Origin of the sequence: Bartonella sp. AP4SXKL, assembly GCF_042195845.1 — a bacterium.
Lineage (GTDB): Bacteria > Pseudomonadota > Alphaproteobacteria > Rhizobiales > Rhizobiaceae > Bartonella.
Map to the genome: position 1 here is coordinate 1 of NZ_JBHIPA010000015.1, position 25,684 is coordinate 25,684.

At 36.1% G+C, this 25,684-nt stretch carries 15 protein-coding genes, 1 rRNA gene and 1 pseudogene; 8 read left to right on the forward strand and 9 right to left on the reverse strand.

Translation table 11 applies throughout. The annotated features are described in order from the left end of the window. The coding region (locus tag ACFIMI_RS07810; protein WP_375692423.1) for an autotransporter outer membrane beta-barrel domain-containing protein at window positions 1–335 on the forward strand (335 nt) is incomplete at its 5' end. A 113-nt stretch (window positions 336–448) separates the two neighbouring features. Here ACFIMI_RS07810 and ACFIMI_RS07815 read toward each other — a convergent pair. Continuing rightward, a pseudogene (locus tag ACFIMI_RS07815) lies at window positions 449–1,036 on the reverse strand (integrase arm-type DNA-binding domain-containing protein); the annotation flags it as partial. A gap of 1,803 nt (window positions 1,037–2,839) precedes the next feature. Between ACFIMI_RS07815 and ACFIMI_RS07820 the strand changes: the two are divergent. The 6 genes from ACFIMI_RS07820 to rrf all read left to right on the forward strand — a co-directional run bounded on the left by ACFIMI_RS07820 (window position 2,840) and on the right by rrf (window position 15,792). Further along, window positions 2,840–3,028, forward strand: a complete 189-nt coding sequence (locus ACFIMI_RS07820) for a hypothetical protein (RefSeq protein ID WP_375613553.1) — start codon at window positions 2,840–2,842, stop codon at window positions 3,026–3,028. Window positions 3,029–3,401: 373 nt separating this feature from the next. Continuing rightward, window positions 3,402–5,924: an autotransporter outer membrane beta-barrel domain-containing protein gene (locus tag ACFIMI_RS07825; RefSeq protein WP_375692424.1), complete on the forward strand. Its 2,523-nt coding sequence runs from the start codon at window positions 3,402–3,404 to the stop codon at window positions 5,922–5,924. 631 nt (window positions 5,925–6,555) lie between these two features. Continuing rightward, on the forward strand, window positions 6,556–8,904 hold the full coding sequence (locus tag ACFIMI_RS07830) for an autotransporter outer membrane beta-barrel domain-containing protein (protein ID WP_375692425.1): 2,349 nt from the start codon (window positions 6,556–6,558) through the stop codon (window positions 8,902–8,904). Window positions 8,905–9,044: 140 nt separating this feature from the next. Further along, window positions 9,045–11,039, forward strand: coding sequence for an autotransporter outer membrane beta-barrel domain-containing protein (locus ACFIMI_RS07835; RefSeq protein ID WP_375692426.1), 1,995 nt, complete (start codon window positions 9,045–9,047; stop codon window positions 11,037–11,039). Between the two features lie 135 nt (window positions 11,040–11,174). Beyond that, entirely contained in the window at window positions 11,175–14,327 is a 3,153-nt protein-coding gene (locus ACFIMI_RS07840) for an autotransporter outer membrane beta-barrel domain-containing protein (RefSeq protein WP_375692427.1), read from the forward strand. Window positions 14,328–15,677: 1,350 nt separating this feature from the next. After that, window positions 15,678–15,792, forward strand: a 5S ribosomal RNA gene (rrf, locus tag ACFIMI_RS07845). A 405-nt stretch (window positions 15,793–16,197) separates the two neighbouring features. On the opposite strand, the gene ACFIMI_RS07850 is transcribed toward rrf, so the two are convergent. The 8 genes from ACFIMI_RS07850 to parA form a co-directional block, all read right to left on the reverse strand. Next, on the reverse strand, window positions 16,198–16,602 hold the full coding sequence (locus ACFIMI_RS07850; RefSeq protein WP_273790974.1) for a flagellar protein FlgN: 405 nt from the start codon (window positions 16,600–16,602) through the stop codon (window positions 16,198–16,200). A gap of 170 nt (window positions 16,603–16,772) precedes the next feature. Next, a complete protein-coding gene (locus ACFIMI_RS07855) occupies window positions 16,773–16,994 on the reverse strand; it encodes a hypothetical protein (RefSeq protein ID WP_375668478.1) in 222 nt (73 codons plus the stop codon). A 3,457-nt stretch (window positions 16,995–20,451) separates the two neighbouring features. Further along, window positions 20,452–20,670 (reverse strand): EexN family lipoprotein, encoded by a 219-nt coding sequence (locus ACFIMI_RS07860; RefSeq protein WP_375613558.1) that lies wholly within the window; start codon window positions 20,668–20,670, stop codon window positions 20,452–20,454. A gap of 3 nt (window positions 20,671–20,673) precedes the next feature. Beyond that, entirely contained in the window at window positions 20,674–20,943 is a 270-nt protein-coding gene (locus ACFIMI_RS07865) for an EexN family lipoprotein (protein ID WP_375627922.1), read from the reverse strand. Between the two features lie 44 nt (window positions 20,944–20,987). Further along, window positions 20,988–21,200 carry an EexN family lipoprotein gene (locus ACFIMI_RS07870; RefSeq protein WP_375621543.1) on the reverse strand — a complete coding sequence of 71 codons (213 nt, stop codon included), beginning with the start codon at window positions 21,198–21,200 and terminating at the stop codon, window positions 20,988–20,990. A 3-nt stretch (window positions 21,201–21,203) separates the two neighbouring features. After that, window positions 21,204–21,470, reverse strand: a complete 267-nt coding sequence (locus ACFIMI_RS07875) for an EexN family lipoprotein (RefSeq protein WP_375627920.1) — start codon at window positions 21,468–21,470, stop codon at window positions 21,204–21,206. A gap of 1,185 nt (window positions 21,471–22,655) precedes the next feature. Next, entirely contained in the window at window positions 22,656–22,886 is a 231-nt protein-coding gene (locus ACFIMI_RS07880) for a plasmid partition protein ParG (RefSeq protein WP_375613561.1), read from the reverse strand. Beyond that, a complete protein-coding gene (gene parA / locus ACFIMI_RS07885; RefSeq protein WP_375613562.1) occupies window positions 22,883–23,512 on the reverse strand; it encodes a ParA family partition ATPase in 630 nt (209 codons plus the stop codon). The genes ACFIMI_RS07880 and parA overlap by 4 nt, the downstream gene beginning before the upstream one ends. Window positions 23,513–24,509: 997 nt before the next feature. Here parA and ACFIMI_RS07890 point away from each other — a divergent pair. Next, on the forward strand, window positions 24,510–24,839 hold the full coding sequence (locus tag ACFIMI_RS07890; protein ID WP_375610590.1) for a TIGR01244 family sulfur transferase: 330 nt from the start codon (window positions 24,510–24,512) through the stop codon (window positions 24,837–24,839). Window positions 24,840–25,684 lie beyond the last annotated feature (845 nt).

The following is a 25,684-nucleotide window of genomic DNA, read 5'->3' on the forward strand; positions in this document are numbered from 1 at the left end:
CTGATAATTTTACCGTTGATATGAAAAATCCTTCTCAATGGTTGATCCGTGTTGGTGGACGTTTGACAAAAACCATTTCCACTGAAAGCAACCGTCCAATGTCTTTCTATGGAAAAGTAAACTTGATCAAAACCTTTGGTGATAATGGTACCATCCAGATTGGCAGAGATTTTGACCTTGATCCTATGGGACCTGCAATTGAAGGCGGCGTTGGCATCAATGCGCAACTGTCTCACAATTTCTCCCTTCATGGTGATGTAAGTTATCAACAAAAGCTTCAGAAAACTGGTATAAGTGGTGCAAGCTTTTCAGGTGGCATGCGCTATCAGTTTTAAATCAAGGCTGTAAAAATAGCCTATTCATTCTATTCAATTTAACAAAAAAGGCAGCCACAATATGCTGCCTTTTCGCTTTATATAAATCCTAATAACACTACACTATCCCTCCTTAAGAGAGCCCTTGCTTTTTCTACTGCCTGTAAAATCAACATCCACGCGCAACGCCCATGTTTAAAACAAAGCTTGAGACGCATCAGTGCTGTATTAGCAGCTCCAGCTTTTGTATGACAGATGGGAGCGAGGATATTGCGTATTTCTGTTTGTGTAATCTCTGAAATAGGCAGACAGCCTAATTTGGGGAGAATATGGAGTTTTAAAGGTGAAAACCAGTTTCCATCTTTACCATCATTTTTTAATTCAGCTTTACGACTTTCAAAAGCATCTAAGGCAATGTCTTTTAAGTAATGGAGATTACGCATTGCCTCACGTTTTCGTTTCTCACGTTCTTTAATGGGGGCACGCCCCTCACGTAAAACAGCACGCCACCCAGTTGCCAATTCACGAGCTTGTTTTAAAGAGACATCTCTCAAAGCACCCAAGTCCATTTAGCGACAGCGCCCATGAATGGTATAACGGTAAAGCCATTGAGCACCCCCATCTTTACGTTTGTGAAGGAGCAATCCGGCACCATCATTATATTTTCCAGCTCGTGGGTGTTGCTAAAGCCCTTAGCTCTTGAGACGATTCATAAGAGCCATTTTTGTCCTTTCTTATACATTTTTTACCCACACGCCAGCCCCGCTTGTGGTGTGCAAGAGAATGGTTTTTCTTGATTTAAGACAAACAGGTTTAAAATGAGAGAATCTTACGTTATTCAGAACTCTAACTCAATGAAATCAACGATAAATTATCATTATAAATCAGCATATTATACCATTTTTATTAAGATAAAAGATAAGGTATTTTTATCTAGAATATGTCACAAAGTATGCTGCCTTTTCGTACATGAAATCGATTTTTTCCTGAAGTGTTTTCTTTTCTACTTAAATACGCTTTTCCTCCTCTTCACACGGATTGCGCAGCTATTCATCATCGAATTTGCCCATAAAGCTAAGCAAAGTGTATTTTTAGATAATATAAAGATAACAGCATTAAGAATAAATCTTAAAAAATAGAAGATTTCTTGCTTTTTCACTTATGGAAGTACAACAACTCTACCGTTTGATTATGCTCCTCTTTGAAGATAGATATGGTGCTAATATGCGCCATAGAGCTATCCAAGCAAAGATGATATTAGAAAAATGAAAAGTTAACCACTGCACATTTGAAATAGATAGGAACCTACAGCCATTCTCATTCACTCCAAAGGATATAGAAAATGCAAAACAAGCATACCGGATAAATCATCAATTATAGCTACAACATAACAGAGCATAATAGTGTTTTCATATGGCTACACTCTTCCCTTATGATATCTGGCCAGCAAATATCTCTAAAACTTCTATAAAAAAATACTATTAAAGTTATGCTGTAAAAATGTTAATTGCCTCAACAATCATTTGTCAAAAATTTGCAAAAAATCATCAGAGAACTAACCTTTTGAAGCACAAACATAATTTGTGTACTAAGGAATTGATTTTTAACGCCTTTTAACATATTGATAATCTTAAAATTAAATCAGACAGCCTTCCCAGTTAATCCGGATAAGTAGGTATCTAACAAAAACTATTGTTAGAAGCGTAGAAGATCATACCCCATCCTTATATGAGAAAGTGAACTTCCTTAAAAAACTTTGATATTGATGATACTAAACAGATTGGTATTCATTTTTATCTTAATCCGATAGATTCTGCCGTTAAAGGTGCGTTTAGCACAATACACAATTATTTCACAATTTAACTCTCTATATTGATGTAAACTATCAAAAAAAATTTTAAAAGAAGTGTAGCCGAGACAAGTTTTTCTGATAGAATACGTTACCAATTTTAATATAAAATTATAAAAAAATAAGCATATTAATCCGTTTACTATTAACAAAAAAACGGACTGTATTTTTTTGTTATTTACAACCTATTATAGCAATAAAATAATTTCTTTCTTTACGATGTGTTGTCGCTATCTATAAAGATTTCTTTACACTTCCATTGCTTGTTCTTCTAAACAAACAGTTTTGAGAAAATTAATGCATGAAAAGAAAATCTAACAACAAGCGCTTTATCTTTCATATACAAAAATGCTCAAGAAAGCTAATTTTTTCATTTATAAAATGAAATCACTCAATAAAGTTCTTTTTGTATAAATAAAAGATGTTTTAAATTGAATATTCAAAATATTGATTTATAATCATAATTTAGCGTTATTCATATTGAATTAAAATCTTGAATATCGTAAATTTCTCTCATTTAAAATCTGTTCCATGTTGAACTAATCAAAATCATTCACTTGCACGTTACAAGCAGGGTTGGTGTGTGGAGAAAAGTTATATAAGAAAAGCCTGAGAATTCTTCTCATGAACCGCCTCAAGTGTCAAGAGCTTGTCACAAACATTGGGAGCTAGCAAAATGTGTGATGGGCTTGCTCTTTTATTAAACGTAAAGGTATCGGCTTGCTCCTTCGTAAGCGTAAAGATGATGGGACTCTATAGCTTTAGCGTTATACCCTTCACGGGCCGCCGCCGCGAAATGGACGGTGCGGACTTAGAAAAATGGACTTTGGTACCCTTAGCCTCTTTAAAGAAAGCCTGTGAATAGCCCCCTCATCTCTTCTTCTTATAGCAGAGAAAATTTGCTGATCGTTTTGGTTAGTGCATCAAATAATACATCTCAACGCTATAGAGCTTTTATAGCGATTATCTTTAATAGACAGTTTTTAAATATCATACTTCATAGTGCTTTTAGCATAAGCTTAACCAAGCTAGGTTTTATGAAATCCACTTTTCTCGACTTTTTATGATCATGAAAAAAGTTTTTCTGAAGCAAAACTTCAAATCATAGAGTAGACCATCAATATAATTCGTTTTGTTATTTACAATAAAAACATAATGATATAGAAACTGTCTGGGTACTTGCGCCATCAGGGGAATGAAGTAAGCATCAAAGCATACCAAATACTAAAGGCATATCTATGTGTAAGAAATATATTTATAAGAAAAATTTTTTGTTATGTACAATTGCTGGAACTTTGATTTTTTCTCATTTCGGTTCAACTTATGCAAATACATCGGCTCCTGAAACTCCTGGAATTTTTGGGAAGATTGAATTAAATAAGGGAGAAGAAAAGACTTTAAATAATGTTCTTGTCCGCGATAAAGGACCTGGAATATTAGCGCATGATAAAGCAGCTATCACAATTGTAAAATCAACAATACACACGGAAATGTCTGCACTTTCTGTATCAGCAGGTGGACGCATTCATGCTAAAGAAATTGAAGTCAATACAGTGTATAAAGGTTTAGAAACAAAGAATGGTATAATCGACGTCGAAGATTCAACCATAACCGTCCAACGAGGAGGTGCCGGTGGTATCGTTTTTTATGAAACAAAAGATTCTTCACTGAAAAGTGGAGAAAAAGTTGTCAATAAGATTGTTCTTAGCAATACAAAACTTCTTGTGAAAAACGGTACCGGTATTCTTGGTCCCTACTGCTCAAAAGCCGTTGCTGAAGTTCAACTTAAAGACTCAGAAATTCGATCTGACGTATTATTGAGAAATAAAACGAAACGTAAATATTATGATAACGATACTCTTCCTGTAACTTTAGCATTAACCGCTGATAATTCAACAATAGAGGGACGAGCAAGAACTTTAAAAGTCAATACAACGGTTTTGACTCTGAATAACAAGAGCAAATGGTACTTAAAGACCTCTCAAGAGGAAGTCGATACTGACTTTAATGTATTTAACTATGAGCTCAGTGATATTAAACAACGAGCCCTTTCTACCGTTTCAGTACTGAATCTTAATAATAGTTCTATCATATTTAAGACACCACAAGGGCGGGAAAAAGATCATTATCATACCTTGTATGTAGGGCGAACAGCTGAGGTTCGTAGACCTGAGGGAAGTACAATCCCCGATATAGAAAGCACTTATAATACAGTTTACAATGCCACAGGCGATGCAAAAATTTATTTTAATATTGAATGGAGTGATGGTCTAGTAAAAGAACAGCAAAAAACTGACCGCCTCCTTATTCATGGTGATGTATCAGGCAGCACAACAGTCCATATCAAGAACCTTGCGAAAGGTGAGATATTAAAAGCTGAAGATTCTGTTTCCTCAAATATGCGTGGTCTTTCACTCATTCAAGTTTCTGGAAATGCAAATGAAGATTCCTTCAAACTTGCACACGGCTACACCACAATGGAGGGATTGCCCTATAAATATATACTCAAAGCCTATGGTCCAACATCCAGCCATGGGACAGCCGATAGCACACAAAGTCATTTTAGCGGAATATCACAAGAATCAAAAGAAAATACCCTCAAAGACTACACAATCTATACGATATCAGAATTAGGAAAAATGATTGAAGGCGTTTCACCAAAAGAGAAAGAAGCGCAAAATACCGGTTCATCATCCCTTGGACAAGCAAACAACGCACAAAACATTTTGGAAAAAAATCAAAATTTCTGGGATTTTCGCTTGCAAAATGCGACTCTCGATAATGAGGGAAAGATCAGAGCTCTCGTTCCTCAAGTGGCAAGCTATTTGTCCATGCCTAACGCACTATTCTCAGCTGGACTGGCTGATATAAACAATCAAAACACTTTACTCAACTCGATGCAGGAAAACACCTTTGAGACAAAAGATCATAAAAACAAAGGAGTCTTATTCTCGACTTATGGAAATAAGATGACATTATCCTCTCACCGTACGCCATTACAATATGGCTATGGTGCCGATATTCACTATGCAGCTTTACAGGCAGGCATTACATTAGCAGCTCTAGAAGATCAAAACATGACCACCAATTTTGGTCTTTTAGGGACATATGGGAAATTAGCTTTCACCCCTAAAGACATGGAAGGTGCTGACAAGAGTACACTCAATAAATGGTCAATTGCTGCATATAGTGGGCTGCGCCATAATAATGGGATATACATCCATGCGCTCTTCTCCTATGGAATGCTCAAGGGAGATATCACCACAGCTCTCATAGGAAAGACTGCAGAATTGAAAAATGCTGATACATTCAGAGCATCAGCAACCATTGGACAAAAATTCGAAACCAGTAAGAAAGAATTGGTCTTTGAACCACAAGCACAACTTGTTTATCAACGCCTCATGCTTGGCACACTCTCAGATGTCGATGGCTTTGATGTGGATATGGGAAATCCTTATCAATACTTAGTGCGTGTTGGTGGACGCTTAACGCAAACGAAGCTTTCTATTGAAAACGGCGGTATTCTTTCTTTCTATGGTAAACTAAACGTTGTTAAAGCTTTTTCTAACAATGGTACGATACAGATTGGTGAACCATTCCACCTTGATTCTATAGGAGCTGCCCTTGAAGGTGGATTTGGTGTAAATGCACAATTATCACAAAATATCGCCCTTCATGCTGATGTTAACTATCAATATAAGCTTCAAAAAACTGGTATATCTGGAGCAAGCTTTTCAGGTGGAATACGCTATCAGTTTTAAGAAAACGCAAAAAACAATTTATATTCTATTCATTTTAATAAAAGGCAGTGCAAATGTGCTGCCTTTTTACAATCTATCGGAAAGAACCGTTAACAACTATTCTTTCTACCACCTTTCTTGAGCCAATTAATCTCACTCAAACCAAATGTAATAAAATCTGTTATCTCTAAATGAATACTGAATTCTCAAGAGAGCTGCCTTTTTGATTTATAAAAATCAAATGCTTTTAATAAAATTTTTTGTATTTTAAAACACGTAATAAATAATTCTCTGTGTAAGAAAATCAATTAAAAGCTTTTTGTAAGCACACAACAACAGCTTCTCCAAAAACTTTGTAGAGTTTCCATAACAACAGCCTTAAGCAACAAACATCCTTGCAAAATATTTTGTTTCTTAACACTTTTAAACGGAATACTGATCAATCTAGCTTTTCTGCAATTCATAGTTTCTAACTGCAATTTTTATTTTAAAAGCTCTTCTAAAATCATTTTTTTAACGATAAAGAACACGATACAATATTTCGTTTTGTTGTTTACAATAAAAACATAATGATATAGAAACTGTCTGGGTACTTGCGCCATCAGGGGAATGAAGTAAGCATCAAAGCATACCAAATACTAAAGGCATATCTATGTGTAAGAAATATATTTATAAGAAAAATTTTTTGTTATGTACAATTGCTGGAACTTTGATTTTTTCTCATTTCGGTTCAACTTATGCAAATACATCAGCTCCTACAATGGTTATGGCTCGTGCGGATAAAGCAGGAGAAGAAAAAACCTTTAATAACGTTTTTATCCGCAGCGCATATACAACAGTGGTTGCTGATGACAAAGCCTTTATCACCATTACAAATTCAACAATGCGTTCAGACTCAAATTTATTTACCGCAACAACAGGTGGACGTATTCATGCTAAAAAAACTGTAGGAAAATCAAATTCCCGTGGTTTAGAAATTTCAAACGGCATCATCCATATTGAAGATTCAATCATTAATGTTTCCGGACATCACAAAAGTCGTGGTATCCTTTTTGATTACATCCCAAGTTCCCAAGTAAAAGAGGGCGAAAAAGTTATCAATAAAGCAATTCTTACCAACACAAAACTTCTTGTTGAAAATGGTATTGGTATTCTAGGACCAGATTATGCAAAATCTGTTGCTGAGGTAGAACTTAAAAGTTCAGAAATTCGTTCTGATATATTATTAAAAAATAAAATCCCAGAAAACTCAAAAGATATCGATCCTCGCACTTTTATATTAAGCGCTGACAATTCGATTATAGAAGGACGAGCAAAGACTTTACCTCAAAATACAACGATTTTTACTCTCAACAATAACAGCAAGTGGTCCCTAAAGATTAGTCAATTTGAAGTAGACAAAGAATTTGACAGCTCTAAAGGATACTTGCTCACTGATATTAAACAACGTGCACAGTCTATTGTCTCAGTATTGAACCTTAATAATAGCTCTATTATATTTAATGCGCCGCATAAACTAGCAGACAATCAATATCAAACCTTGCATGTGGGAAAACAGCCAACAGCTGAAGCTGCAAAAGCAGAGCAAAACAGAAGCTTCGATGCAACAACGGTTTACAATGCATTGGGCAACGCAAGGATTTACTTTAATACCGAATGGAGTAATGGTCTTATAAAAGAACAACAAAAAACTGACCGTGTTCTCGTTCATGGTAATGTCTCAGGCACCACAACGATCTATTTCAACAATCTTTCAAAGCGTGCAGAACCATTCGATAATGATGAAGTTTCAATTCCTTTGAATGCGCGTGGTCTCTCACTTGTTCAGGTGTCTGGAAAAGCAGAGGAAGCCGCCTTCACGCTGGCAAATGGCTACACTACAATGGGTGGATTGCCCTATAAATATGTATTAAATGGCTATGGACCAACATCCAGCCGTGGGAGAGCTGACAAACAGCAAAGTCTCTTGCAAGAAAGTGAAGAGTTTTGGGATTTCCGTCTACAAAATGCGACTCTTGATGATGAAGGAAAAATCAAAGCTCTTGTTCCTCAAATGGCAAGCTATTTGGTTATGCATAATGCAATATTCTCCTCTGGCTTGGCTGATATAAACAATCAAAATACACTGTTAGATAATATGCACTCAACAGTTTTTGGATTAGAAGGTCATAAACAAAAAGGGATATTTTTATCGACTTATGGCAACAAGATGACGTTATCTTCCAGCCGTAGTCCATTGGAATATGGTTATGGTGCTAATGTTCACTATGCTGCTATACAAGCAGGCATGACATTAACAACGTTAGAAAATCAAAATATAACCGCGAATCTTGGTCTTTTAGGCACATATGGAAAGCTCGCTTTTACGCCAAAGGACATGGAAGGTTCTGACAAAAGCATACTGGATAAATGGTCCTTTACGGTATATGGGAATCTCCACCATGACAATGGTCTCTATATTAATGCACTTTTCTCCTACGGCATTTTAAACGGACATATTACAACAGCCCTTATCGGCAACACCACAGAATTAAACAATACGGATACATTAAATATATCAGCTACCGTTGGACAAAAACTAGCAACTGGTGTTGAAGGGCTGTCTTTTGAACCACAAGCACAACTTATTTATCAACATATTGCCTTTGGCACTCTTTCAGATATTGATGGCTTCCAAGTTAATATAAAGCCCCCTTATCAATGGTTGGTCCGTATTGGAGGGCGTTTAACAAAAACAATGCTTCCTATTGAAAAAGATCGTGTTCTTTCTTTTTATGGTAAATTGAATGTCATCAAAGCTTTTGGTGAGAAGCGCGCTATCGATGTTATGGAATCTTTCCATCTCGATTCTATGGGCTCTTCCCTTGAAGGTGGGCTTGGCATTAACGCGCAGCTTTCTAAAAATATCGCACTTCATGCTGACGTTAATTACCAACATAAACTTCAAAAAGCTGGGTTCTCTGGAATTAATTTTTCCGGAGGAATGCGTTATCGCTTTTAGAAATCTTAGCTCTCTATTTTGACGCATAAGCAGCGCTGAGATGAAAACAGTGCTGCTTAACTACATTACAAAAAACCGTAATGTGTCAAAAAGTGGTTCATTTTTAGCAAAATAAAGAAAATATCTTAAGGAACATCTCTATGCATAAGAATCTTTTGTTATGTACAGCCGCTTGTGCTTTATTTTTTTCTTCTTTTAACTTCACATCTACCAGCACCGCCTCTGGTCTAAGCCCCCAGGAACGCCATGCCATTGAAGGGATTATGAAATTACCTGAACAATATCGCCATGCCATTGATTTAATAAACACACCAACACAAGCAGAAAAAAATCTTGAAAAGATAGCCTCTGGCGCCATGATGGAAGATAATGCGCACTTCAACCAAGCACTTGAAAATCATATGGATCGTGTAAGAGATACGATTAACAGCTCTTTTGCAGGTGCAGGTCGTTATGGTTCTGGTGCTCATATAAACGTGGTGAACCGTGAAATGGATAATATACGTGCCCAAGCCATGGCAAACAAACACCATCAAGATATGCAAATCATGATGCAAGCCAGAGCAAAACTTGAACAATTACGTCAGAATCGATTAAAAACAAGAGAAAATTTATTACGTGGCTACGACAAAGCAGTTTCCGATGCCGTAAAGGCGGCAGCAATCCTTGAAGCTGATAACCAACAGCGTGTTAATGCTGCACACCAACAATGGGTAAGCCAAGACAATCGTGATTGGCACAAACTGCAAAATACAGCAGAAATATTACATAAGGCGGCACAAGTGGATACTGCCTTACAAGGACAAAACAAAGAACTTTCTGATGCTTTACGCAAAGCAGTATTAGAGACTTTGAACGCGGATGGAATAACCAACGTGGAGAGAAAAGAAAAAACATCCCCTCCTCCAAAGAGCACTTCATCCACAAGAACAAAGCATGGAATTACACGGCCTACAATAAATGAAAATTCGCAATCTGATATTGATCCCCAAACAAACACCACTTCCTCGGAATCAAAAACGACTCTTAATACATCAGAAAAAGCGCATATGAAATTGCTCCCAAAGGTTGAGAATACTGCTACCGCGGCTACAGAGAGCACCTCTAAACTTACAGATGATGATAAAGCAACCGCAGCTTCTACTTCTCTTGATGGAACAGCAAAAAGCACAACTCTTACACCACAAGGAGAAAGTTCTTTAACCATGCCTATTGCGATGTTTGCTGTTGGGTTTAGTGATGTCAACAATCAAAATATCTTGTTAGACAATATGCAAATAACAATGTTTGAGCCCAAAGATCATCCAGAGAGAGGCGTTTTCTTATCCTCTTATGGCAATAAAAGCACCTTTTCTTCTAAGGTTCAAGCAAAACAAGATGGTATCCAAGCAGATATTCGCTATGCTGCATTGCAAGCAGGAGCAACACTAATAGCGCTAAAAGATCAAAATATCAGCAGCAACTTTGGTCTTTTCGGAACATATGGGAAATTATCTTTTACTCCTAAAAACAAGGAGAGCTTTCAAAAAAATATGTTTGATAAATGGTCACTCACCGCATATGGAAATATTCAGCATGACAGTGGCATCTATGCAAGTGCATTTCTCTCTTATGGAATTTTCAAAGAAAATCACGCTACAGCTCTCATCAAACATACCTCAAAAGTGAAGAATAGTAAAACATTAGGAGCCGCTGCAACTGTTGGTCAAAAACTGTCAACCAGTTTTGAAGGTGTAATCCTAGAACCGCAAGCACAACTTGTTTATCAACGTCTCATGCTTGGTTCTTTATCAGATAAGAGCTCTTTCTCAGATGACGATAACTCTAAATCAGATGGCGATAACTCTAAAATAGACATAAGCAAACCTCATCAATGGTTGCTCCGTATTGGTGGACGTTTGACACAAAACAAAGGCCATGCCCTTTCCTTCTACGGAAAACTGAACATGATCAAAACTTTTAGTGAAAACTTTTCGCTTGCTGCTATGGAATCTTTAATTGAAGGTGGTTTTGGTATTCAGGCGCACTTATCGCAAAATATAGAGCTTCATAGTGATATCAGCTATCAACATAAATTCAAAAAAGCTGGCATCTCTGCAATAAATATTGCCGCTGGAATGCGCTATCACTTTTAAAAATACTTGTATTCCTATCTTGAAATATAACGCGCTCTCATTATGTTTCGTTTTGTCTCTTACAAAAGAGACATAATGAGGCCAAAGTTTTATTTTTTATGAGAGAGGGGAGAAATATTTTAGGAATACATCCATATGAAAAAAAGCTTCTTACTATACACAGTTTCCGGAGTTCTGTTTTGTTCTTCCACCAGTATGTCTTATGCTATTCATAGTACAAATCCATCAACAACGATAGATTCTTCTTCTCTACAACCTGCTCATGTCAAGTCACAAATAAATCTATCCGGAGTTTTTGATCCGTATAAAGATCCATATGATGGAATCGGGCGAATTATGCCATCATATCCATCTTCAACCCCTAATGGCCTCCTTCCCCCTACAGCACCTAGCTCCACAAGAAAGAGCGCAAGCCCTATTTCTACAGAAAGTAAACTTACAACGCCTACTTCTACAAGCACTCTACCTCCCAAAACACAACTTGAAGGAAATTCAGCTGGAAATATAATTTCTTCTTCAAAACAAAACTCTGATCTTAGTCAAGGAAGTACACAAACACCAAAGACTAAAGTTACAGAAGGTGTACAATCTAACCCTACAACACAAAACACTCCTATTATACAATCTTCAACAACAGGAATGGAAGCAAAATCTAGAAGACGTTCAGGGGCGCCCTCCTCTTCTGCAGACTCTTCCAGCGAAAAAACACTATCGAATTCTGCTGTGTCTTCACAGCCAGAACCTACACAACCTTCACCGAATTTACAACCAGCACTTACAAAGTCTGAACCTACAAGAACGGAACCTACAAAACCAACAACAGAGCAAATACCAACATCTAATGAACCAGAACTCGCACAGCCAATATCTTTAAGAGTAGAAACTGAAAACCCAGCATTACTGGTACCACCAAGCTCTGCAAAACCAGCGCCAGTGCAATCTTCATCTGCACAAAAAATATCTGCAAAATCAGAGCTTGAAAAACCAATATCACCAACAAAACAACCTGAAAAGTCTACACAAATTGAGGATATAAGCTCTGGAGTTGAGGCTACAAACGGTAAGACCATAACGCTACATAACAAAAAAATTCAAGACAATGGTTTTGCTGTACATGCAGATGGAAATAATTCAAAAGTCAACATGATAGGAGGAACAGTTGATGCACGTTTTGTTGCACTAAGCGTATCAGATGGTGGAGAAATTGATGCTACAGGTATTACTGCAACAGCAGAAACAGCTGGTTTGCTAAACATGAGGGGCACAATCAAACTTAAGGATTCAAGCGTACACGTCACGGGAAATTATGAAGCAGACGGTATTATTTTCCGCAATAATCAATACTATACCCCTAGAAAACGATATACACGCAATGCTGAAAGGAATAACAATGTCGTTCAAGAACAAGCTATTCCTAATAAAGATAAAGTAATCCTAGAGAATACAAAGCTTTTTGTTGAACATGGTAGCGGTATCAACCTTTATGGAACAGGCGTAGACGGAGAAGTCAACCTTAAAAATTCAGAAGTCCATGCCGATATTTTATTAAAAAATATCAAGAACGAAAGTGCCTCCACAAACACTATTACATTAGTTTCAGACCACTCTTCTTTAGAAGGTCGGGTAAGAACTTCTAAAGATAATAGAACAGTTTTTGATCTAAAAGAGGGGACGAAATGGCTTTTAAAGGCGAATAAAAATGCCACAAATAATGATAATATTTTAAATGACTATAGACAGTTTGGTGTTGATGAAAAATCATACTCTAATCTTTCTGAATTGCACCTTACAAACAGCGCCATTATGTTTGACAAGCCCATTGAGGGACATTATCAAACTCTGTTTATAGGACCTAATCTTTCGCAAGAAGACGAAACGACCCACACAGCAGCGGTTTATAGTACAACAGGTGTTGCAGAAATTTATGTAAACACTCAATGGGATAAACATTCTCCTATCACGGAGCAACAGACTGATCGCATTGTGATTAATGGTGATGTCTCAGGGAGTACTGTTGTTCACATCAATCTCCAAGAAACAGATAAAAAAATAACCGATAGCTCTGCTGTTTGGGAAGAGACGATGGCTTCACTTCCTTTAGGGACACATGGGATTTCAATCATTCAAGTTTCCGGACAAGCAAATGAAAATTCCTTCACGTTAGCAGGAAACTATATGACAATAGGGAAACAACCTTATAAGTATGTACTTACAGGCTATAAACCTGGAACATCTCATGAGAGCCAAAATCTTTTTGGTAAAAACAGTAATTTCTGGGATTTTCGCTTACAGAATGCCTACATTGATAAGGATAAAAAGGTTCGAGCCCTTTTACCACAGGTAGCAAACTATTTAACCATATCTAATACTTTGTTTTCTGCTGGATTTACTGATGTAAACAATCAAAACACGTTGTTAGACAATATGCGCACAACAGTATTTGGGGCAAAAGACAATAAAAAAAATGGTATCTTTTTCTCTTCCTATGGCGAGAAAGTCACCTTATCTTCCAACCGCGATCCATTACATTATGGCTATGGTGCTGATGTAAACTATACTGCTTTACAACTAGGTGTCATATTAGCCGCCTTGGAAGGTAAAGACATAAGCACACATTTTGGTCTTTTAGGAACATACGGAAAACTTGCCTTTACGCCAAAAAAGATGCAAGATTCTGAAAAGACAACTCTTGATAAATGGTCTCTTGCCGCTTACAGCAGCATCCAACATAGCAATGGTATATATCTAAACACACTTCTTTCTTACGGAACCTTAAAAGGAAATATTACCACAGCTCTTGTTGGAAATGCCGCCAAATTGGATGGTACCGAGATGCTTAATATATCTGCAACCATTGGTCAGAAATTAGCAACCAATACAAAAGGGCTGGTCTTTGAACCACAAGCTCAATTCATTTATCAAAATCTCATGTTTGATATTTTCTCAGATACCAATGGCTTAAAAGTAGACATGGGCAATCCACATCAATGGTTGATCCGTTTTGGTGGACGTTTAACAAAAACGATAATGGCTGTTGAAGAAAACAAGGCTGTTTCCTTCTATGGTAAAATGAATGTTATCAGAACTTTTGGCGATGGTAAAACAATAAAAATTGCTGATACCTTTCATGTTGATCCTACCGGCTCTTCAGTTGAGGGAGGCATGGGGGTGAATGCATATCTTTCTCAAAATATCGTACTAAACGCCGATATCAGCTATCGGCAAAAACTGCAAAAAGCCGGTGTATCTGGCACCAATTTGTCTGGCGGAATACGTTATCGTTTCTAAAGCAGAAGTTAATTTTAACTTAAATAAAAAAGGCAGCACAAAGTGCTGCTTTTTTATTTAAATTTATATATTTTTTAATTCTCAAAAATCATTATCACATCAAAGAAGATTTTGACTTATAATATTTCTTTTGCATATTGAATAAAAAACTAAATACCATAACATTCTCTCATCAAAATACCCCATGCATAAAATTTTATGTCTTATATTATCACCACACCTCAAGCGATGATGTTTTTACAGCACAACAGAATAAGCATTTATGCCGATTTAAAAAAAGTCAGCCCCTTCTTCGCTGTGGACGCTCCATTTATTTTAGATGATGTACATTTAATATACCTGCTATAAAGACTAGTATCTGGTATAAATTCTTAAAGGCAAGTTTTTCCTCTAAAATCTCAATGCTACAGCAGCTCCATTATAAGACAAGATATTGATTTATAAAGACAATTAATTGTTTTCCATGTTAAATGAGAATCCAGAATATCGTCAGATTCTTTCATTTTAGACCTGTTCCATGTTGAATCAACAAAAACCATATCTCTTACAAGTGACAAGGGGGAAGAGCCATAGGGATAAAAAACTATTAAGAAAGGATTAAAAATGCCTCTAATGAACTATCTCAAGTGCCAAGGGCTGTAGCAACATTGGGATCAAACAAAGAATATGACAGTGTTGAAAAATATAACAATATCAACTTGCTCTTTTATTAAGCATAAAGATGGTCGCGCCCTATAGATTTTATATTATTTCCATGGGAACTTTCTTATTATACCATTCACAAGCACCGTTGCATCAAAGATGTCGTTGCGCCGCCCCACAAACACCATCACAAAATAGACTTGAGAGCTTAGATATCTCTTTAAAACAAGGCCGTGAATTAGGAATAACAAATCCATTCTATTTTGAGTATTTTGTCGTGCATGAAGGACATGCCCGCAGTAAAAAACACAATAAAAAAAGCGTGAAACAATGCTGAATCTTCATTATTTAACAGATAGTGCTTTAGATACTTTTGAAAGACATAAAGCTAAATTAAAGAACGGCGGAACAGAGGGAAGCTGATTTCTACCTCTTTATTCTTTCCCAATGAGATTGCCTCCCCATTTCAAATATTACGCCAACAAAGATATACGCACTATATCCACTCAGATCTGGATGCTCTCTCCAATCTGACATACAAAAACTAAAAACAGCAGAAGGAAATAATAAACCGCTTTAATTTTTATCTCAAGCATATAGATTTAAACAACGAACCGCGTCATATCACCACACTTTAAAGGACAATATTCCATGAAGCTTATAGGCAATATTCATCACATACTCTTCATCATTCATGCTTTTTGCTGACTTGGTGGTTATGGCGGAGTGAACGCACCAGATCCCATCCCGAACTCGGCCGTGAAACACTCCAGCGCTGATAGTACTTTGCCTTAAAGCAAGGAAGAGTAAGTCGCCGCCAGATCTGCTAAATGCAAGCAAAAGACTCAATGTATAAACCTTACATTACCACACCCCCAAGGAAGCTGTTTTTAAGGCATCACAGGCTGGTCTAAATATCCTCTTAATCGCCTTCCCTAAACTAAAAAATGAAGCTCCCTATTAACTCAGTCTGCAAACAATGCTCTGTAAATAATCCGCCTTCTCTTAGTCCTCTTCCAGCCAGCTTCCCACAGCATGCGGTTCACATCACGACACCTTAAAAGACACTGTTTTAAGAACAGCGTTTTACAGTACATCAGGATAATAATTTAAATATCCAAATGCACTTAAAACAAGTCTACTCACTAAACGCACTATTTATCCAAATCAACTGCCCTACCTAATTATTGTCATTACTTAGAACAGCCCGTATTAATCAGATTTGAATTTATTCCTCTATTTCTTTTGCACGTCCAGATAGCTGTATAGCTCTAGAAAGATCATTAACTGCATTTAAATGTGTTTGAAGTAATTCACTATTACGCTGTAATTTTTCTTGTAAATCAGACAACAAACTTTCAACCTCATGCTCAATATCTTGATTCATATAGCGCTTCACATCACTCATGGATTTATTAAGATCACGCAAACCACGTATTTTACGCAAATTTATTTCTTCGTAATCTGGAACACCACTGCTCTCTAGCATATTGCTTTCATAATCAACAACTTGAGCTAATCCTTTAACAGCAGCAACAAATTTTGTCATCGCCCAATCACGATCAATAAGGTTGTTATCAAGAACTTTTGCTTTTGCCGCAAAACTATCATCACCATATTGCACTACAGACATTTTTACTTCCCCTTCAACACTATTGTTCAATCTTACTTTCAAATGAGGGAGACTAAACAGGTTCTCTTCAATGCTGATACACTCAACCAAGCTCGTGGTGCAAACATTGCTCAAACAACAGCACGACAATCCTTCAAAGCGTATACCACTTCAACTTTCAACGCGTTCTCTCAAATATTTTTCTTGCTTTGCTCCAAAACCATCATTGCGGCTATACTAATCCATAAAAACGCTATAGACTTAAACCTTCCAGCAATATCGAAACTTCCATATTTGCTCTGTCTATTTCGCCTTGCCGATTTTATCTTTGCCGATTTTATCACGAGCTCATCTTCAACAGAAAATAACAATGCTTTCACGAGAACTTCAGCCACAAAAATATCTGCCGACAAAAAACCGCAGCCTATCTTGCAGCATATAAAGACGTAAGCCCATTAAAAATTTCAGCATTTTACTGATAGAAGCACTTTACCCTCCATAACCTTATGGCTCTCTCTGCACTTAAACTTGTATACCTTCCAGCGCCCCATAAGATGGCGCCCAACAAGATCAGTTTGCACCCATTCAAAAGGACACCCCCTCTCCCATGCTCTTTCTGCACACATGCAGTATTTCGCATAAAACACAAAAAGAATGTTCTTTTGAACAGATCAGCCATACAGCAATATAAAAAAGACATCTTCAAATAGCTAAACAGCCATCAATCTTCCTTTTTTAAATTATCATTCGCTTTTCTTTGCAATGAACGACTATATAAGATTTTTTGAACCTTTTCAAGAGTTTCTTAGCCAATCAGTTCGATACGTCTTCAATCGCATATTTACGCGCTTGTTTTAAAGAAATATCTCTTAAGTGCACCCAAGCCTATTTCGCACCGCGACCCATCAATGGTATAATGATAAATCTTCCATGACATGTATAAAATCCATTGAGCACTTTCCATCTTTACGCTTAATAAAAGAAGCAAGCCAGCACCATCACATATTTTTCTAACCCCTTATGTTCTGATACCCTTGGCACTTGAGACGGTTCATAAAGCATGGCCTTTCTTGTACAATTTCTCTGCGCATCGGGGCTCCCTGCTTGTAACTGCAAAAGACATTGTTTTAGTTAATTCACCACGAAACAGATTTGGAATGAAAAAATTTCCAGTATTAAGGAATCTAATTCAAGTTAAATAATGATAGATTATCATTATAAATTAAAATATTATCCAATGCATAATGCTTAACGCTCCACCCATTGATATTTTCAGAATTTTCACAGCATCTTCCTATAGATTATTTCATTCCATAACACAGTTTGCTCTTAATATCGCGACTTTACATGCGCTACTAGTATAAAAACAGAGAAACAATCATTTTATAATCAAGGTACAATTTTTGTTACGAACTTTCTCTCGTTTTTAACCTTCTAAATGCGGCTTTTCTCTTTCATAATCATCACATTTCAAATCTATTCCATGTTGAATAAATTAACATCACTTGCTTGCACATCACAAACAACGCCCTGATGTGTTGATAAAATACGCTGAAAGAAAAAGACTTCTTATGAACCTTAGCAAATGCCAAGAACTATAATAAACATTGGAAGCAAGCGTACGATGATTGTGACTTGCTCTTTCATAAGTATAAAGATGATAGCATTTTATAGATTTTTATATTATTCAAAGTTTATATTATTTCATGAGAGCTTTACTGTTATACTATTCACATTTACCGTTATACCATTTACGAATGTCATCGTAAAATGTCTTTCGTGTGCGTTAAGAGATATTTCTTTAAAACAAGTACATAAATATGCAATACAAATATACTAATATACAACATAAGTATATTTCTTTTGGAGCGTTCTTTACTTTTGTGCAAAACATGCCCCATTAGAGCAGCATTAACCAATCTTGCTATGAGATAAACGATCAGAAAACATTTTTATCTTCCGCCGCTCACCTTAAAGGACTAAGATCTTAACTCAATCGGCTCTGTACGCAGTCCGAATTTTTGTCAAACGATCTTCTCCTGACTTTCCCCTCATCTGCTTCACTTAAACGAAAGACTCAACAAATAAACCTACGAATATTCATCGTACACTAAAAAATACTTAAACGTTCCAAGAAAACTTATATGTCTTATATTACCGTTATAAATGACAGTGCTTTATAGCATAACAGGATAAAAAAAGTTTCCAGCAACACAAAACTTACAAAATCAATCAATAGTCCTTTTAAAGCTTTCTTTTTTAGGATTCACAATACTCCAACTCCTTAAGCTTTTATAAAAAAAGGAACGATTTTAAGCTTGCCGAATATGTTGTATCAGCATATATTACAGATTGTAACATATTGTTATTCATAAAATCACCTCAAAAAGAACAGAAAGAGGTTTTTATGGCTGATCTCGTAAAAGCCGCTATGCTTTATTCAACCTTGATTATCACCATCAATGCTTTTGTTGTTATTTTAGTTCTCGTAATAGAAATATACTAAGCATACTCTTTTGGCTTTTTATAATCTGTGCAAATGAGCATCTTAATTTCACATAAGAGCAAAGCAAAATTTTAATTCTACAGATAAACCACACACCCAATTTCAAACATCGCTTGCAACTATTTGAGTATAAACTCTGCTTTTTGTATGCATTTTTAACCATCAGTGTCCGTCTTTTCACGCTATCTTGAATCTCAACTTCACTCCCACCTTAAAAAACGAAATTTTCTATCAGATATGATCTGTAAATAATTTGTCTCTTTATTGAGTAAATTTCCCCTTCAGGGCATATCACAATTCTAAAGAATAATATTTCATGAAGCTTATGATAATCTATTGAACACCATCTTTACCCTTATGAGAGAATAAACCAGCAGCATCACACACTTTTCCAGCCCCAAATGTTGCCAACAAACCTTTAGCACTTGAGATAATTCATAAAAGGCATTTTTACGTCTTTCTTCAACAGTTTTTATCCACACGGCTCTCCCCGCTTGTACCATGCAAGAAGATGGTTTTAATTAATTCAACCGAGAACAGATTTGGAATAAGAGAATCTTACGTTATTCGAGATCCTTATTCAGTATAAAATAATTAAATTATTTTTATAAATCAAAGTGTTATTCAGAAAAACATTCATCACACACTCGAGAACAAAAAACACCTCATACGTAAAGTTTTATATGCGCTCCACCGCTCAACATGATAATATCACGACACAATTAAGATAAAAAAATAACAAGGAAAAACCTTGCAAACTCAGAAAAGAGAGGAGAAAAATGAAAAGATGTGGAGAGCGCTCAATTCCTCACACATCCAGCAAAACCGTCCTAGCAAAACTGTCTCACAACTTAACTAATGTTATAATATTCTCAAATCAAAAGAAATTTTTTAAAAATAGTTTGAGAAAAACATTTGAGTATGAAACGATAATAATTCTATTCAGAATGTTTTTCTCTTTATTAAAACAGAGAACGTAATTTCCAAACAAATGTTTCCTCCTAATTTTTCCGAAATTAGCCGCAACACTTAAAGACGATCTTAGTGTGATGAAACATTTATTTGTGATAAACGCAAAAAAACACCCCAAAGATAGATTTAATCTCATATTTTAAATACATGTAACCAAAACATTAAAAAATTAGCAGTAACACGTAACAACTCATTGGGAGGCAATACTATCTACAATTGAAAGCACTTTTGAGCTGAACAAATGACAGTATAGCATACGTTTACACAAAGAGTACTGATCGTAAACGACTAATTCTTGAAGCCATAAAAAGACTCTCTAAAAGTTAGAGAGAGCCTAAAAACGCAATAGAATCAAGAACTAAAAAATTCCTTATTTATTGAACTGTATGTTTTTAATTAATGCCAAACATAAGTTCCATATATGCTTGTCTGGCATGTTGGCAATTTTTAGATTTCTCCATAGAAGATTGATCCAGCTTTTCACATTTTTTTGCCCACTCTTCGAGTAATGTTTTATCTTTCTTAAATTCCGCTACGCTGTAGTTTTTTTCGCAACCAGCAACGACAAGTCCAGTACAAAGCAGCAATGCTGTAATAATAACTTTATTCATGATTTAATTTCCTTCCTTTTTCTCTTCAGTTTTTTTCTCGTCATCATGTACAAAGCTTGAACCAGGCCAATCTCGGGCATGAACTTCACGATACGCTTTATCTGCGTTTTTACAATTTTGAGAATCTAAATCCTCTGATATCATGCATTTCATTGCCCATTGCTCGAGTAATTTGGGATCCTTCTTAAATTCCGCTACGCTATAAGTTTTTTCACAACCAGAAACGACAAGTCCAGCACAAACCAGCAATGCTGTAATAATGGCTTTATTCATCAATAAATTCCCCTTTTTCAAATTTACAAAGTTTAGGACACAATTTAGGGCCTTAAAAAAAGTTCTACATATGCTTGTCGAAGGTTTTTACAATTTTGAGAGGATTTGAGCGGTGAATCATCGTTCTCACATTTCTTTGCCCATTCCTCGTATAATTTTTCATTTGTTTTAAATTCTTTTACACTATAAGTTTTTTCACAACCAGTAACAGCAAGTCCAGTACAAAGCAGCAATGCTGTAATAATGACTTTATTCATAATTTAATTCCCTTCCTTTTTATCTTCAGTTTTTTCTTGGTCGTCCTTTCCAGAGCCAAAAATTCCCCATTTTTTACGAGTTTCTAATTCAGCTTGTTCTGCGTTTTTACAATTTTTTGAATCAAAACTTCCTGCAATAAAACATTTCTCTAACCACTGATTGAGTAATTTGGGATCTTTCTTAAATTCCGTTACGCTGTAAGTTTTTTCGCAACCAGCAACGAAAAGTCCAGTACAAACCAGCAATGCTATAATAATGGCTTTATTCATCAATAAATTCCCCTTTTTCAAATTTACAAAGTTTAGGACATAATTTAGCACCCGATTAAAATTGTACATTCGGTTCATTGTGCATTTTCAAAAATTTTAAAATCCACTTCTGTACGCGAATATTTTATTAACAATATCTTTGGGTTCACATCCCCTCCTATATTGTGACCTTGCGTCTACTTTCCTTTGCAAATACGTACACTTCCAACGCAAACATGTTAAATCATGAAAACTGCCTTTCATTTATCAGACTTGCATTTGTAACATTATCTGCACGGCAGCTCTTTGTATTTGAAGTGTTAAAACTTCAGCAAAAATTCTGATATCTTGACATTCTCAAAAAGCTTTTTAATCATTTCTTTTCCTTCAAGAACCTTTTGGTAACGAGAAGCAGCACGATATCTTACCCAAAATTCGTCATGCCTATACCCATTGCAAATTCCCTGCAAACGAAAGAATACAGCTTTTAATCAACTAATTGCGCTCTTATCATTTCTAAACCACCGGAAAAGAAAGAAAGCTTTAAGTCCCCCTGTACTTTTTAAAAGCCAATAGAAATGCTAAAAAAGCGATCTTATACATTCCAATTGAAGAAAAAAGCCTATTGCCTTGCGTACCATTACAACTGGCATTAAATATTTAAGACTATAAAATCATATAAATGTAAGAAATATTTTCTATAATATACTCAATGACTTCTTTTGTTTATTAGGAAAAATTATAGCGCGTCAATATCAGTAAATTTTACTTATTTTTATCCCCCCTTTATAAACAATGAATATAATTTAATAAAACGGATTGCTGCATAACAGAAAAAAATAATCAAGGCTACTCTTAATTACATTATTTACGCATGTATTAAGTACAATAAACAAAAAAATAACCTGATGTTTAAAATCATTATCAAGATAATTTTTATGGAAGAATAAACTTATCTACTCATCTAGCGGATAAGATCACAAGTAGTATGATGATTATCACATTTATAGGGAAAAGTTTGAAACGGAGAATTTTTCGCAAACTCATAGCTCTTTCATGCGATGATACAGAACCTTATGAAAAACAACTTGAATGAAGCAACCATCGTGAAAAAAGAAGAGCACTTTTATTATTAACTTCGTATAAAAACAATCGATATCATCTCTAGAAAAAGCACTCAAAGCAATGAAATTATCGTATCATTTTTTACACTTTTCCGTATTTTTGTGAAAGCAATTCGCGGACCTCATCAGCTATTTTAGTTCCACGACTTGCACAACTGACCTTAATCAACCGATGCAAACTTTCTGGTATATCAATCGTGAGGCGTTTCATACCTCCACTCATGCTCCCTTTGTGGCTTCCTATCCATGCATCCGCTGTTAAAGGAATTGATTTATTGGTTGGTTTTGTGCCAATTTTAATTTTTTTACTCATCGTGCTAACTCCTTGATTTCCGCTGCAACCGCTTCAATCTCTGCCGCTGCGGGTCCTTGCTTATCAACTTCATAAACGGCCTTCCCCTGTGCTGCTGCTTCTGCAAAAATCACGCGCTGCGCAACACTAGAAGAAAGAACATGCACAGGGTATATGCCAAGAGCTTCGTTCACATCGCGCCCTATCGCTGTATTGACGATTTTACGATTAATAACAAAAGCAGATTTGAGATTCTCTTTATAAACGCGTGCTTCATCAATCAGCTTTACAATTCCATCCGCTGCCCAAATATCATAGGGACTAGGCAAAACAGGGATAAGCACCAAATCCGAAGCCATAAGAGCACTACGAGCAAGATCCGTCACACGCGGAGGACCATCGATAATAATATGATCATAACCATGACCAATCTGTGTAATCTCTTTGTGAACCGTTGCACGCGGTAAACCAATAACTGAAAACAAAGGAGCATCTTCACGTACAGCAGCCCAATCCAATGCGCTTCCCTGTGGGTCAACATCAATAAGCAATACCCGTGTACCAGTACGTGCAAAACTGGCAGCAAGATTAACACTCAACGTCGTTTTTCCGACACCTCCCTTTTGATTCAAAAGTCCAATGATCATCCATTACGCCTTTCAGTATTATCGTTTTTACGATTATACTGAAAGTAATAAAAGAAACAAGCATCCAATACGTGCAAAATAATCATTTCTCCCATTTTCAGGATAAATAATAATAGCCCGCAATTTTTTATAATATTCTTTAACATGAGCAAAACATTATGAAGATGATATTCTTGAAAATAACAAAATAAATTTAAAAGAGGCATGCTCTTCTCCCCCCCCCCACCCTAAAACGAAGATTCTTAAATCCATGTCGATCTGTAAACAATGCGCTGTAAATGATCCAGCTTCTTATTTTGCACTGGCCTTTTGGGATTCTCCCTTCATGCAATCCACTTAATGCAACTCTACAAACAAGCTCCACTCTGAATATACAACAAACTATAAGGAGAATTCATTGTTTTGCACGTTGAATGAGAGAGCCGAAATCAGGAAGATTCTCTCATTTCATGCCTCTTATATTAAATTAATCAAAATCATATCTCTTGTACGTACAATCAGGGCTGGCGTGTGGGTAAAAACTGTACAAGAAAGGATTTAAAATGCTTCTTATGCAGAATCTCAAGTATCAAGAACTATTACAATATTGGGGGTTGGCAAATATAACAATGGTACCGACTTCCTTCTTCATAAGCGTAAAAAGGGTGGTGATCCATGAATTTTATACTCTTTGACGCTCGACAGAGTAAAATGGGCTTAAGAGAAATAAGGGGGCCTCTAGCAAGCGCGTAAACAAGCAACACAATGAAATGTCTATGTTTAGTAAACACTATAGATTATCCATAAAGACCAAACATCCGTCTTTCATAAATCGCATAACGAACATGTTGCGGAGTGAGATATTTTGCATCTTATAGCTCATTTTTCCCAAATAGATTTTCTCGACAAAAAGAATATTTTTGTTAAGATGCCACTGAAAAACTTACCTTCATTATGTTCTTTCTATATACCAGACCAGAGGGTATCGTGAAGATCATGCAATTGGGAATAAACAAAAATGAATTTACAACAAATTGAACCTGATATTTTTATCAGCGCCCAACTTAGCATAGAAAATATCAAAACATTGGCACAAGCTGGTTTTAAAACAATTATCTGTAACCGCCCCGATCACGAAGAGCTCCATCAACCTGACTTTTCTAGCATTAAAACGGTCGCAAATGAATATGGCATAAAAGCCTATCACATTCCCATTTCTCCTCCAACTATAGAAAAGTCAGCTGTTGAAGCCATGCAAACAATTTTAAAAACAGCCTCTCTGCCTCTTCTTGCCTATTGTCATCACGGATCACGCTCGCTGCATCTTTATCGTTTAGCGCGTCTTTAAACAGAGGGTTCGCACATTTCCTACGCACCTTAAAAGACGAAAATTCTTAAATACGCATCGATTTGTAAAAAACAATCTGTCAATAATCTTTGTTTTGCGCCTTTCCTTTGGCTTGCCACTTCATAAAACTCTACAAGCAAGCTTTGCTCCTCAATATACAACAAGCATACACACCCGAAGCCATAAAAATGCGTGAAAATTCATATGATGATCGAAGAAAATTATTTTCACCTCACCTTTTATCACTGCTCCACCTTCTTTTTCTCTTCCTTTACCAATACGAGCTCATTCGTACGCCACAGACACCTAAAACGACAGTAAAACCACTAAGAAAACCCATATTCCGAATAAACGGCATGCAGAGTATTTTATAAAAAAGCCGTAAGCCATAATCTATGATTAACTGCGACATATTGATTTATAACAATTAATTATTTTGCACGTTGAGTGATAAATCCTAATACCGTAAGATTCTCTCAAGCCTATTTATATTGAAGCAATCAAAAGCATGTTTCTTGCATGTCACAAGCAGGAAGTGTTCGTGTGAAATAAAACGAGTTAAGAAAAAACTCTCATAAGCGCTCTCAAATAGCCTAGACTGTACAACACTAAAGGCTTGTCAATATAACGGATGGTGTCGGATTGCTCTTTTATTAGGCATAAAGATGATAGCGCTCAACGAAACTTGTATGATACCATTCATGAGAGCCATCATGAAAATGAATATGAGAAGCGTTGAGAGATATTTCTTTAAAAGAAGTGCATAAATTAGCAAAACAAGGATATTCCAGCATTTTATTTTACCTGTGGGACGTGATATCCTATTCAAAGAACAACAAAAGCCT